This window comes from Gilliamella sp. B3172 (assembly GCF_026536465.1).
In the GTDB taxonomy this organism is placed as follows: Bacteria; Pseudomonadota; Gammaproteobacteria; order Enterobacterales; family Orbaceae; genus Gilliamella.
The window spans coordinates 88611-102029 of record NZ_JAFNOA010000011.1; the positions used below are offsets into that span (position 1 = coordinate 88611).

Sequence of the window (13419 nt, forward strand, 5' to 3'; positions counted from 1 at the left end):
CAATTCTAATTCTACATTTCTTACTTAAGGATAGGACTAATGGAAACAAAACAGATCCTCGAAACAATTAAAATGATTGAGGAAGAAAAACTTGATATCCGCACAATAACCATGGGTATTTCTCTCCTTGATTGTATCGATAGTAATGGTGAGAAAGCTCGCCAAAAAATTTATGACAAAATAACGACATTAGCTAAAGATCTTGTCAAAGTTGGGGATCAAATCACTTCCGAATTTGGCATCCCTATTATCAATAAACGTATTTCCGTCACGCCAATGTCATTAATTGCCGGCGCCAGTGATGATAAAGATTATGTTGCCTTTGCTAAAACCCTTGATAGTGCAGCTAAAGCCGTTGGCGTTAATTTTATTGGTGGGTTTTCTGCCTTAGTACAAAAGGGCTATCACAAAGGGGATGAGATTTTAATTAAATCCATTCCGCAAGCGCTGGCTCAAACTGAGCGGGTGTGTGCATCGGTCAATGTTGGCTCAACTCAAACCGGTATCAATATGGATGCGGTTAAGCAAATGGGGCAAATTATCAAACAAGCGGCGGAATTAACCGCTGATAATAGCAGTATGGCATGTGCAAAATTAGTTGTATTTGCCAATGCCGTTGAAGACAACCCTTTTATGGCTGGCGCATTTCATGGTGTTGGTGAAGCCGATTGTGTGATCAATGTCGGCGTTAGTGGACCGGGCGTTGTTAAACGTGCGCTTGAGAAAGTAAAAGGTCAACCTTTTGATGTGGTTGCCGAAACGATTAAAAAAACTGCTTTTAAAATTACCCGTATGGGGCAATTAGTTGGAAAAGAAGCATCAGAGCGCTTAGGTGTGAAATTTGGTATCGTAGATTTATCGCTCGCACCGACGCCGGCGATTGGTGATTCGGTTGCGCATATTTTAGAAGAAATGGGACTGGAAGTTGTCGGCACACATGGCACAACGGCAGCTTTGGCGATGTTAAATGATGCCGTTAAAAAAGGCGGCGTAATGGCGTGTGGTCATGTCGGTGGTTTAAGTGGCGCCTTTATACCCGTTTCAGAAGATGCCGGCATGATTGATGCGGTTAATTGCGGGGCACTTAATCTGGAAAAACTCGAAGCCATGACCTGTGTGTGTTCAGTTGGTCTTGATATGATAGCTATACCGGGTGATACCTCCGCTGAAACGATTTCTGCTATTATTGCTGATGAAGCGGCAATCGGTGTCATTAACCACAAAACCACTGCCGTGCGGATTATTCCGGCTGCGGGATTAAAGGTGGGTGATAATATTGAGTTTGGTGGATTACTCGGTCATGCTCCTGTGATGCCGGTGAGTAAATTCAGTTCATTTGATTTCATTCATCGTGGCGGACGAATTCCGGCACCAATTCACTCTTTCAAAAATTAAATAACCTTCAATACTTATTGTGATTCTGTCTATTAAATTGCTAATAGCAGAATCACAATTGTCTAACTATCTAACTATCTAACTATCTAACTATCTAACTATCTAACTATCTAACTATCTAACTATCTAACTATCTAACTATCTAACTTGGTATAACTATTCTCAGATATTTCTCGCATTTTTTTAGCGATAACTTTTATCCCTATGATGTGCAATTTTATGGATATTTTTTGGTATCAAATCCAATAGTCTGCGCTGTTTTAATTTCCTAAAATCAATGACATCAAATAATTACTGTATGAGTTAGTCATCAAAATCAGCCCGATTTAAAAATGACTAACGACATAATGATGGAGGATGAAATGGAAAATGAATCTAATAACCAGCTGTTTTGTAACGATCTGATTGTGTTAGATAGAGACTTCCAAAATTCAAATCAATTTTTTGATTTTACTTTTTCAATTCTACAACGTGGTGGTTATGTTAATCCAACATTCTTAGAAGCGATTAAACACCGAGAGTCTTTATTTCCGACCGCTTTACCGACCAAACCTTATGTGGTGGCAATGCCACATACTGATATCGAACATGTTATTAGACCATTCATTTTCTTTACTCGAGTGAAAGGAACAATCCCTTGGTGTGAAATGGCAAATAATGATCATGTTTTAGATGCTAATTTTATCTTTCTATTGGGATTTAACCAAAAAGATGGACATATTGATTTATTACAAAAATTGATGTCCTGCTTGGTAAATTCATGTTTTTTAGAGGCGCTATATCAGGCAAAAACAGAACATGAAGTTTTTAACTTATTGACGTCAAATATCCAGTTATAAGGAGGCATTATGAAAAAGGTTATTGTTGCATGTGGGAGTGGAGTGGCCACATCACAAACGGTTGCAAGTAAGGTGACACGCTTATTAAAAGAGAGAAATCTTAATGATATTAAAGTGGAAGTTGTCGATCTTAAGTCGGTAGATTCTCACATTAAAAACAGTGCGGCATACATTGCCATTACCAAAATTGAGAAAACATATCCTATCCCGGTTATTAATGGCATTGCTTTTTTAACCGGAATAAATATGGATGCAGAACTACAAAAAATTATCGATGCCTGCAAATAGGAGTGTAATTATGGACTTTCTTGGAACAGTTATAAATTATATTTTGAATTTAGGTGCACCGGTATTTGTGCCTATCATAATGCTCATTGCGGGCTTAATTGTACGTATGAAATTTCGAGACGGGGCATCGGCTGCCATTACGCTAGGTGTTGCGTTTGTTGGAATGAGTATGCTGATTGGTTTTATGGTTGGCGCAATAGGCGCTGCTGCACAAACCATGATGGAGCGAACCGGTATTGAGCTTAGTATTGTTGACGGTGGTTGGACAACAATGGCAAATGTTTCGTGGGCTTGGCCATATGCTTTTTTAATGTTTCCACTGCAAGTAGGCGTCAATATCTTAATGCTGGTATTGAAAAAGACCGATACGTTTAATGCTGATTTATGGAATGTATGGGGTAAAATTTTTACTGCCTTTATTGTTGTTGCCGTAGCAACGCCACTTGTGGGCGGAATAATTGCGCTGATATTGGCTTTTGTTGTTGCAACGTTGCAAATTATTTTAGAACTCAATTCCGGTGATATTAATCAGCATCGAATCGAAAAGTTAACCGGTATTCCGGGCGTAACTTGTACGCACCGAATGCTATTTTTCAGTGCTATTTATTATCCTTTTGATCTTCTACTACGCAAAATCCCCGCTTTGAATAAGCCAATGGATGCAGCAACCTTGCGTTCTAAACTAGGGGTATTTGCTGAAAATCACGTAATCGGATTTTTATTAGGTGTCATTTTTGGGATTATTGCTGGTTATGATGTGGCGGCCATTTTAATGCTAGGAGTACAAGCGGCGACCGCTTTAATGCTGTTCCCGATGATCTCAAAATTATTTATGCAGGCGCTATCCCCGATATCCGAAGCGATCAGCGATTATATGAATAAACGCTTTGCCGGTCGTAAACTGTTTGTTGGTCTTGATTGGCCGTTTATGGGTGGAGCAAGTGAAATCTGGTTTACTTTAATTGTCGCCATTCCTATCACCTTAATTTGGGCAGTAATTTTACCCGGCAATAAAATCTTACCATTTGCCGGCATTATTAATATCGCACTGGTTGTGCCAGCTTATATTTTAACCAAAGGCAATACATTAAGAATGGTGATTTTAGCTATCATCGGTGTGCCATTTTTTCTGTTTGTCGGAACGCAATTTGCGCCAATTATTACCGATTTAGGCTTAGCCACTAAGGCGATTGATATTCCAAACAACCAACTTATTTCTAACAGCTCTATTGATGCACCTGTCTTTACTTATGCATTTTCATTTATATGGCAATGTTTACAAGGCTATTTTGTTCCATTGATATTGGCTATTTATTGGTGCACTGGCTATTTCTTTTATGCACGTGAACTGAAAAAAGAGGCACAACAAGATAGTGTTGATCTGAAAATAGATGAGTAAAACTGGACTATTTGTAAACAGGTAATTAGTACAAACTGATGGTAATGCTCGTTATCATCAGATAACGAGCAAGAGGCTAATAATTATATGGTTGTTGATAAAAGAATTCATGCTGTTTTAAATGCATTAATTCAAAATCCAAGTGTCAGTGGCGTAGAGCTGCAAAATAAATTTGGGTTAACCCGTAAACAGCTTAGTTATACCTTAAAAAAGATTAATGATTTTCTTGAATCATCAAATCTTGAATTAATTAAACGATTTAAAACCGGAAAATTTAGCATTCCTAAAGTCGTGATTGAAACCTTTAGAGACGAACCCGTCTCGCTTTCTATTGGTCGATATATCTATTCAGAAGATGAAAGAGTGCATCTACTGCTATTTTTTTTATTAACCAGAACTGAGCGCTTGTCATTAATTCATCTCTCCTCAGCGCTGACCGTTAGCCAAAATACGGTGATTAATGACATTAAAAAAGTGCAAACCCTGCTCGATCAATATCATATGCAGGTAACTTATGATCGTGAAAATGGTTATCGCATTGTTGGCACAGAAATTAATAAGCGCTATTTATTATTAAAGTTAATTCATCGCATCATTAATATGCCAATAGCCGATAAAATTTTTCGGCACAATAAGATTATTACTCAAGGCCGATTAGAACAAGTCGGACAAGTGTTTAGTGAAATTGAACGAAAATTAAAAATTGTTTTTACCGATGAACAACTGCAAGAATTAACCTATTTTATTGGTTTTATGCTACACCGAATTGAAACCAACAAAAAAATAGAGTTATTGCCGGAAAACTATACCGATGTAGCAAACAGTCGTGATTTTCAATTAATGAAAAAATTAATTGAACGCTTTGGCATTACCGATCTGAATGAGCAGATTTTTTTAACGGTATTGGTACAAAGTTCCAATATCCAAACATTATCAGACAAATATTTTCATCTCGATGCCGTGTTATTAGAGAGTGCAGTTGAAGTTATCGATAATTTTGAACAGATCAGCTGTATTACCTTTCAGGACAAAAGTGAATTAATTGAACGTATTTATCAACACTGGAAACCGGCCTATTATCGCATCCGTTACCATATTACCAACATCAACAGTGTTTACGATATTGTTTTGCAAGAGTTCGGGCATTTACATGAAATGGTACGTAAAGCCATAGCGCCGTTTGAAAAGATACTGCATTGTAATATGCCGGATGAGGAAGTGGCGTTTATTACCGTTTTATTAGGCGGCTGGTTAACACGAGAAGGGCTAATTAACCAAATTAAAACAAAGAAAATTGCCATAGTTGTTTGTGAAAATAGCGCCACAGTCTCTACTTACTTATATTTGACTTTACAGGTGTTGCTTCCGGAACTTCACTTTTCTGATGCCATGTCTAAACGAGAGTTTGAAAAGTATAAACACTATTATGACATTGTTTTTTCAACCTCACATTTATCCACCGATAAACTGCTCTTTATTGTTAACCCTTCGTTGAATAATTTGCATAAAAATGCATTACGTAACCAAGTTATTGGCACATTACAAGGGATTGACCCAAGCATTATCCAAGTTGAAGAACTGATGTTAATTGTTGAAAAGTTCACCCATATAAAAGACAGAAAGGCGCTACAAAAAGAGCTTACCGCCTACCTGTATAATGATGAACTCAATGACAATCCGCTACGAATCAACCAACAAGAGATCCCTTCGTTGGCGGATTTAATGCAAAAAGAGCATATCTACCTTGCCCAAACAGCCGATATTTCATGGCAACAGGCACTGGAATTAGCGGCTAAACCACTATTAAACGGGCAATTTGTTGAACGTTATTATCTGGAACGAATGATCAATAAAATCCAATTTGAACAGCCCTACATTATGCTGGTTGAAGGGTTAATTATTGCGCATGCCGGTATTGATGATGGTGTCAATCAAGTTGCCATGTCGCTACTTAGGTTACCCGACAAAATCGATATTGGTGGCTATATGCAAGCCGATTTAATTGTAGTGCTAGCGACCAACAATCCACAAAAACATCTTAAAGCATTGGCGCAATTAAATGAGCTATTAGAACTTCATGACGGTTCAACCCATTTACGCCAAGCCAAAAATAATCAAGAAATTTGGGAATTATTTGCCCGCTATCAATGAATATTTTGCCTAAAAAGGAGTGTTAAAATGTTAGAGATTCAAAAACAATATGTTGTCGATATGGCTAAGAAATCCAGTGAATGGGGACTTTGTAAACATAAAGCAGGTAATTCAAGTGTTCGGGACAAACAGACCGGCTATGTGCTAGTTACCCCAACAACCATTGATAAACAACTATTAACCGCACGTGATATTGTGGTTATGGATCTAGATGCTAATGTGATTGAAGCGCAATCCGGATTAAGACCGACTAGTGAATGTTTGATGCATTTGGAAATTTATAAGGCTCGTCCGGATGTGTTTGCCGTTTCACACACCCACTCAATTTTTGCAACGTCATTTGCGGTATTAGCAAAGCCCATTCCGGCAGTTGTTTATGAGTGTGCTATTTTGAATTTAAAAGACGGCGTGATTCCGGTTGCGCCATATGGTCGCCCTGGTACGCCGGAACTGTCAACTAGTGTCATTGAGCCAATTAAGCGAGCCGATGCCATTTTAATGGAAAAACATGGCGCCATTGCGGTGGATAAAGATCCCTATGAAGCGGTATTAAAAGCGGCTTACATTGAAGAAATGGCAGAGATTTATTATCACGCATTGTTGATTAATGGTGGTAAAGATCCGGGTGGATTCCCGCCACAAGAGTTACAAAGTTGGGCATATCCTTCCCAAATAAAATTTAAACAATAGGGTAGGTGGATAATGAAAGAGAGGAAAAGTCACGCTTAAATGACAGAAACAAACAAGTTAATAAATCCGCCAACACTGTTAGCGGATTTATTTTTTTAAGACATCTGAATATATTCATTCATATATTTTAAAATATAAGCCATTGAAACAGCGCCCGGATCCATATGACCAATAGCACGTTCACCTAAGTTTTTAGCTCGACCAAATACCGCTATCATCTGTTTGGTTTGCTCTGCGCCTTCCATTGCTGATTGGGCAATTTTAGGTAACGCCTCTTTCAAGGGTAATTGGCATAATTCATTTGCGCTGGTTGCCGCAGCTGCTAAAGCATCAACCATGGTCTTATCACCCGGTTTAGCATTGCCTCGTTGATAGACAGCTTGCCAACCTTGATTAAGTAGTATTGCTAATGTGCTGGTATTAAATTCTGCCTCACCAGTAATACTTTTACCGCCAGCTCTAAATAAAGTGCCAAATATTGCGCCGGAAGCCCCGCCCATACTGGTCATCAATTTTGTACCAACTTGATTGAAAAAATCACCAATATCGTTTGGCTTAAACTGATCATCTTGTAACAGTACTATTAATGTCGCAAATCCTCGCTTCATACCAATACCATGATCGCCGTCGCCAACAATTTGATCTAAAGCGGTTAATGTTGGTTCACTTTCCACCATTTTTTCGGCGACAAATAACATCATTTTACGTAGTTGTGACAAGTTCATTCTATTTTCTCCATCCTAAGGTTTGGCAAGGTAGGTCATAAAGGTGTTGTAACTGCTGATCTAATTTCATTAAGGTGATCGAAAAGCCGGACATTTCCAATGAGGTACAAAAATGGCCAATGGCAATATCATGGCTGATTATGCCTCGTGAATCGAGTTCAATACCGACTTTTCTGGCAATGATTAAAAGTTCGGTATTACTCATCGCACCTAAGTTATTAATCAGTACGCATACCCGATCGGCACGCACAAAAGGTAGATCGTCACACAATCTATCTATCATCTCTTTAACCACATCGTCGGTGGAGGTCATTGTTTGACGGCGTAAACCGGCTTCACCATGAATACCGATACCAATTTCAATTTCGTTATCTGCCAGTTCAAAGTTAAAGTTATTCGACTGAGGCAAAGCGCAACCATTGAGCGCTACACCGATAGTGCGTACGTTATTATTGGCTTTTGCTACGACTTGATAAAGCTGGTCAAGATCATATTTTTCCAATTGCGCTGCTGCGCCGGCTATTTTATAAAGAAACATAATACCGGCAACGCCCCGACGATCTGAGATTTTAGAAAGCGGAGCAGAAGCAATATCATCGGTTGCGCGAATGGTTTTGGTGGTAACATTTTCTTCGGCTAAAATTTCGGCAGCAATATCAAAATTCATCCCGTCCCCGGAATAGTTACCATATAAAAATAGTGCGCCATGACCTTGATGTGTGGCTTTGGTCACTTCGATTATTTGATCAGGTGAGGGTGAGGTAAACACTTCGCCAAGTGCACAGCCGTCAATGCTACCTTCACCGATAAAGCCGGCAAAAGTTGGCTCGTGACCGCTACCGCCACCGGAAATAACCACAACTTGATCATCTGTGATGTGATTGCCATAAACGGCAAAGTAGTTTGGAATTGCAGTGAGTTTGCCATTATATCCATATACTAAGCCTTGCATCACTTCTTGCCTGACATTGTTAGGATCGTTGAGTAATTTTTTAGGTTTGCGCATTTGCTTTTCCTCTTTTTTAAGCATAATTAACCAGCGATATTTTAGGAAAAACAAATAATTGAAACGAATACAATTAATGACAAATAATATCCCACTGATTGCGCATCATCGGGATGTACATTTAAAGTGCCTTGCAAAGCATATATTGCAACTTGAGTCCTTGAAAACGAATATATCGACATTATTTATGTATAAATTAGTTAGCAAAGCAAATTATCTTTATTATTGGTAAACAAGTTTTTGGAGTGTTGGGTGTTTAACGATAAGCACCTTCGATAATCAATTATGAAATCAGAATCCTACTTTCAACGTTTTAGCGGTATTGCAAGACTTTATGGTGAAGCGGCATTAACGCAATTTTCACAAGCTCATATTTGTGTCATTGGTATTGGTGGTGTTGGGTCATGGGTGGCCGAATCCCTTGCGCGTAGTGGTATTGGGCAAATTACCTTAATTGATATGGATGATGTGTGTATCACCAATACTAATCGGCAAATTCATGCGTTAAATACCAATATTGGTAAAGCTAAAACTGTTGTTATGGCTGAACGAATTTTACAGATCAATCCACAATGCATCGTCAATGTCATCGATGATTTTATCAGTCCGGATAATGTTGCAAACTATTTAGGGTCGAAACAAAACCCTCGCTTCAACTTTATTATTGATGCCATTGATAGCGTGCGTGATAAAGCTGCGCTTTTAGCACACTGCAAGCGAAATAAATTAAAAGTTATCACCATTGGTGGCGCTGGCGGGCAAAAAGATCCGACCAAAATTAAAATTGCTGATTTAGCCAAAACTGTTCAAGACCCGTTAGCGGCTAAATTGCGTGAGCGCTTAAAAAATGATTATAAACTCAATAAAGATAGCAAAGGTAAGTATGCCATTGCGTGCGTCTTTTCGACTGAGCAGTTAACTTATCCAGCTCAAAATGGTCAGGTTTGTTCCACTAAAAGCCAAGCTGAAGGTAGCAAAAAAATGGATTGTCAGTCCGGATTTGGCGCTATTACTACCGTGACAGCGACTTTTGGTTTTGTGGCAGTAAGTTATGTATTAGATAAGTTAAGCAAGCCTAAGTCATCTTAGTTTGCATAATGTGAGTGGCGTTTTTTTGATAGTGGTTAGCCGGTGTTGCGTGAAAACGATAAGTCCATGATTAATATAATTAGTATTTGAATATCGTCGGTATAAAGTGTCGGTTTATTTTCTCGATATGGTTACTTAATAATAGCTATGATTTTTCGGCTAAAAACATTCGTTTTTTGTGCATTATCTTATTGTATAAAGTAATAAACTGATTTACGATAACGTCAATTTCGTTTTGTTGTTATGCTTAGGCATTAAATTCAAGGAAGACGCCAAACGATCCAGATTTATTTTTTTAATTTCAAGGAGAAATCTATGGCAGTAACCAACATGAATGAGTTAAATGAGTTAATGGTACGTGTGAAAAAAGCACAAGAAACTTATTCAACTTATACTCAAGAGCAAGTGGACAAAATCTTCGTCGCCGCAGCGACAGCCGCAGCCGCAGCTCGAATCCCTTTAGCCCAACAAGCAGTTGAAGAATCAGGCATGGGGATTGTAGAAGATAAAGTCATCAAAAACTTATTTGCTGCTGAGTACATTCTAAATAAATATCGACATGACAAGACTTGTGGTGTTGTGGCTGAAAATGAACCGTATGGAACAATCACTTTAGCCGAACCTTTAGGGATAATTTGTGGTATTGTACCAACGACTAACCCAACTTCAACGGCAATTTTTAAATCATTAATTAGTTTAAAAACCCGTAATGCAATTGTCTTTTCCCCTCACCCTCGCGCAAAAAAATCAACCATTGAAGCAGCTCGAATTGTATTAAATGCAGCAATTAAAGCTGGTGCGCCAAAAGATATTATCGGTTGGATTGATGAGCCTTCTATCGAATTATCTAATGCGCTTATGCATCATGACGATGTTGCAGCTATTTTGGCCACAGGTGGCCCGGGTATGGTTAAAGCTGCTTACAGTTCAGGAAAACCTGCTTTAGGTGTGGGTGCCGGTAATACACCAGTAATTATTGATGAAACTGCTGATTTAAAACGTGCGGTAGCGTCTGTATTAATGTCTAAAACATTTGATAACGGTATGATTTGTGCTTCTGAACAAGCAATCGTTGTTGTTGATTCAGTATATGATCAAGTCCGTGATTTATTAACTCAGTATGGTGCTTATGTTTTAAATGCTAAAGAAACAAAAGCGGTACAAGGTATTATCTTAAATGATAAAGGTGCATTAAATGCCAATATCGTTGGTCAGCCAGCAACAAAAATTGCTGAAATGGCTGGAATCAAAGTTCCTGCTGGCTCCAAAGTACTGGTTGGTGAAGTGAGTAAAGTTGATCTATCTGAACCATTTGCGCATGAAAAACTATCGCCAACGTTAGCAATGTTTAGAGCAAAAGACTTTACTGAAGCGGTTGAAAAGGCCGAAAAATTAGTTGAAATGGGTGGTATGGGTCACACCTCTGTGCTTTATACTGACCAAGACAGCAATCGTGATCGTGTTGCTTACTTCGGCAGCAAAATGAAAACATGTCGTATTTTGATCAATCAACCTGCGGCTCATGGTGGTATTGGTGATTTATATAACTTTGATTTAGCGCCATCTTTAACGCTAGGATGTGGTTCTTGGGGAGGTAACTCGGTATCTGAGAATGTCGGTCCGAAACACTTAATCAACAAGAAAACAATCGCTAAGAGAGCAGAAAACATGTTATGGCATAAATTACCAAGTTCTATCTATTTTAAACGTGGATCACTTCCAGTTGCTTTAAATGAAGTGATTGAGCAAGGTGCTAAACGCGTCTTTTTAGTCACTGATAAATTCTTATTTAACAATGGTTACTCTAAACAAATTACCGACCAACTTGAAGAACATGGTGTAATTTGTGAAACATTCTTTGATGTTGAAGCAGACCCAACGTTAAGTGTTGTGCGTAAAGGTACCGAATCAATGACTGCTTTCCAACCGGATACGGTTATCGCTTTAGGTGGTGGTTCGCCAATGGATGCAGCTAAAATTATGTGGGTACTTTATGAGCATCCGGAAACTAAATTTGATGAATTAGCATTGCGTTTTATGGATATTCGTAAACGTACTTGTCACTTCCCTAACATGGGTAAAAAAGCTAAATTAATCTGTGTGACAACGACATCCGGTACCGGCTCTGAAGTAACACCATTTGCGGTGGTAACCGACGATGCAACTGGTCAAAAATATCCATTAGCTGATTATGCTATTACGCCTAATATGGCAATTGTAGATGCTAATTTAGTGATGAATATGCCAAAATCGCTTTGTGCAGCAGGTGGTTATGACGCTGTTACCCATGCATTAGAAGCTTATGTATCAATCATGGCAAGCGAGTTTTCTGACGGTCAAGCGTTACAAGCATTAAGCTTATTAAAAGCCTATTTACCGGCGAGCTATCGAGATGGCGCTAAAAACCCTCTCGCTCGTGAAAAAGTCCATAGTGCAGCAACATTAGCGGGTGTAGCATTTGCTCAATCATTCTTAGGTGTATGTCACTCAATGGCGCATAAAATTGGTGCGGCTTTCCATATTCCGCATGGTGTGGCTAATGCAATGTTAATTAGTAACGTTGTTCGCTTTAATGCAACAGATAAACCGACTAAACAGGGTACCTTCAGCCAATATGGTTACCCACAAGCGGTTAGACGTTATGCCGAAATTGCTGATCATCTATGTTTAACTGCCGCAACGGATAACGACGAGAAGAAAGTTGAAAAATTAATTGGTTGGTTAGATCAACTTAGAAAAGATCTTGAAATTCCATTCTCTATTAAAGAGTTTGGTATTGATGAGAAAGCTTTCTTAGCACAAGTAGACCAACTTGCAGTTGATGCTTTCGATGACCAATGTACTGGGGCAAATCCTCGTTATCCATTAATTGCAGAGTTAAAACAAATTCTTCTCGATACTTATTATGGCCGTGCTTATAAAGACCATGGTGATATCAGTGAAGATGTTGCTATTCACACTGCGGCTAAAGGTGTAGCGGCACCGAAGAAAAAAGCCACTAAGAACAAATAATCTAAAATTATTAATGTGATTAAATAAAAACCTGAAATAGTCTATATTTCAGGTTTTTTTTATATTTTTGATTTTTTTTTAATCAAACAAAATAAAATTTGTTTTTTTTGCTTGCAAGCTTAAATGTTCTAGTACATAATGCGCAGCACTTAGGCCGGCTTAGCTCAGTAGGTAGAGCAACTGACTTGTAATCAGTAGGTCGCCAGTTCGATTCCGGCAGCCGGCACCATTTTCCTAAGTAGACAAATTTAAAAAAGATTCGGGGTGGGGTTCCCGAGCGGCCAAAGGGAGCAGACTGTAAATCTGCCGTGTCACACTTCGAAGGTTCGAATCCTTCCCCCACCACCATCATCTAACATTAGCAATTGCTAATTGAAGCATTTAGGTAGCCGAGTTTGAACATGCGGGCATCGTATAATGGCTATTACCTCAGCCTTCCAAGCTGATGATGCGGGTTCGATTCCCGCTGCCCGCTCCAATTGCTGATATAGCTCAGTTGGTAGAGCGCACCCTTGGTAAGGGTGAGGTCGGCAGTTCAAATCTGCCTATCAGCACCATTCTTGTTAATCTCCTAAACTTCTAAAAATATCGAATTTGGCTGCTTTAAAGCTTGTCACTCGATAGCTTTATCTGTTATCATTCAGAGCTAATTTTAAGTTAGTATTATATTGATATTAAATATAATACTTGGTTAATGTGGTGAATTGCCACCGATTTGTATTACATTTGAGGGACTATCAATGTCTAAAGAAAAATTTGAACGTACAAAACCCCACGTTAACGTTGGTACAATCGGCCACGTTGACCACGGTAAAACAACTTTAA

11 protein-coding genes and 4 tRNA genes are annotated in these 13419 nt (G+C 38.7%); 13 read left to right on the top strand and 2 right to left on the bottom strand.

What is annotated here, in order from left to right; all coding sequences use genetic code 11:
* The first annotated feature begins 39 nt into the window (after nucleotides 1-39).
* From J3U37_RS11475 to J3U37_RS11500, 6 genes are all read left to right on the top strand, one after another.
* Entirely contained in the window at nucleotides 40-1395 is a 1356-nt protein-coding gene (locus tag J3U37_RS11475; protein WP_065735065.1) for a PFL family protein, read from the top strand.
* Nucleotides 1396-1757: 362 nt separating this feature from the next.
* Nucleotides 1758-2234: a PTS sugar transporter subunit IIA gene (locus J3U37_RS11480; RefSeq protein WP_065562052.1), complete on the top strand. Its 477-nt coding sequence runs from the start codon at nucleotides 1758-1760 to the stop codon at nucleotides 2232-2234.
* Between the two features lie 9 nt (nucleotides 2235-2243).
* On the top strand, nucleotides 2244-2522 hold the full coding sequence (locus J3U37_RS11485; protein ID WP_220218834.1) for a PTS sugar transporter subunit IIB: 279 nt from the start codon (nucleotides 2244-2246) through the stop codon (nucleotides 2520-2522).
* 10 nt (nucleotides 2523-2532) lie between these two features.
* On the top strand, nucleotides 2533-3921 hold the full coding sequence (locus J3U37_RS11490) for a PTS galactitol transporter subunit IIC (protein WP_220218835.1): 1389 nt from the start codon (nucleotides 2533-2535) through the stop codon (nucleotides 3919-3921).
* An 87-nt stretch (nucleotides 3922-4008) separates the two neighbouring features.
* Nucleotides 4009-6072: a BglG family transcription antiterminator gene (locus J3U37_RS11495; protein ID WP_267374999.1), complete on the top strand. Its 2064-nt coding sequence runs from the start codon at nucleotides 4009-4011 to the stop codon at nucleotides 6070-6072.
* 27 nt (nucleotides 6073-6099) lie between these two features.
* Nucleotides 6100-6762, top strand: coding sequence for a class II aldolase/adducin family protein (locus J3U37_RS11500; RefSeq protein WP_267375001.1), 663 nt, complete (start codon nucleotides 6100-6102; stop codon nucleotides 6760-6762).
* A gap of 95 nt (nucleotides 6763-6857) precedes the next feature.
* On the opposite strand, the gene dhaL is transcribed toward J3U37_RS11500, so the two are convergent.
* Together dhaL and J3U37_RS11510 are read right to left on the bottom strand one after the other, a co-directional pair.
* The gene (gene dhaL, locus J3U37_RS11505; protein ID WP_267375003.1) at nucleotides 6858-7487 is read right to left on the bottom strand and encodes a dihydroxyacetone kinase subunit DhaL; all 630 of its coding nucleotides are present in this window, start codon (nucleotides 7485-7487) and stop codon (nucleotides 6858-6860) included.
* Between the two features lies 1 nt (nucleotide 7488).
* A complete protein-coding gene (locus J3U37_RS11510) occupies nucleotides 7489-8493 on the bottom strand; it encodes a dihydroxyacetone kinase subunit DhaK (RefSeq protein WP_267375005.1) in 1005 nt (334 codons plus the stop codon).
* Between the two features lie 285 nt (nucleotides 8494-8778).
* On the opposite strand from J3U37_RS11510, the gene tcdA reads away from it, so the two are divergent.
* The 7 genes from tcdA to J3U37_RS11545 all read left to right on the top strand — a co-directional run.
* Nucleotides 8779-9582 carry a tRNA cyclic N6-threonylcarbamoyladenosine(37) synthase TcdA gene (gene tcdA, locus J3U37_RS11515; protein WP_267375007.1) on the top strand — a complete coding sequence of 268 codons (804 nt, stop codon included), beginning with the start codon at nucleotides 8779-8781 and terminating at the stop codon, nucleotides 9580-9582.
* A gap of 315 nt (nucleotides 9583-9897) precedes the next feature.
* The gene (adhE, locus tag J3U37_RS11520) at nucleotides 9898-12594 is read left to right on the top strand and encodes a bifunctional acetaldehyde-CoA/alcohol dehydrogenase (protein ID WP_267375009.1); all 2697 of its coding nucleotides are present in this window, start codon (nucleotides 9898-9900) and stop codon (nucleotides 12592-12594) included.
* Nucleotides 12595-12747: 153 nt separating this feature from the next.
* Nucleotides 12748-12823 (top strand) — tRNA-Thr (locus J3U37_RS11525).
* A gap of 34 nt (nucleotides 12824-12857) precedes the next feature.
* A tRNA-Tyr gene (locus J3U37_RS11530) sits at nucleotides 12858-12942 on the top strand.
* A 55-nt stretch (nucleotides 12943-12997) separates the two neighbouring features.
* Nucleotides 12998-13072, top strand: a tRNA-Gly gene (locus J3U37_RS11535).
* 3 nt (nucleotides 13073-13075) lie between these two features.
* Nucleotides 13076-13151 (top strand) — tRNA-Thr (locus tag J3U37_RS11540).
* Between the two features lie 183 nt (nucleotides 13152-13334).
* The coding region (locus J3U37_RS11545) for a GTP-binding protein (protein ID WP_010312103.1) at nucleotides 13335-13419 on the top strand (85 nt) is incomplete at its 3' end.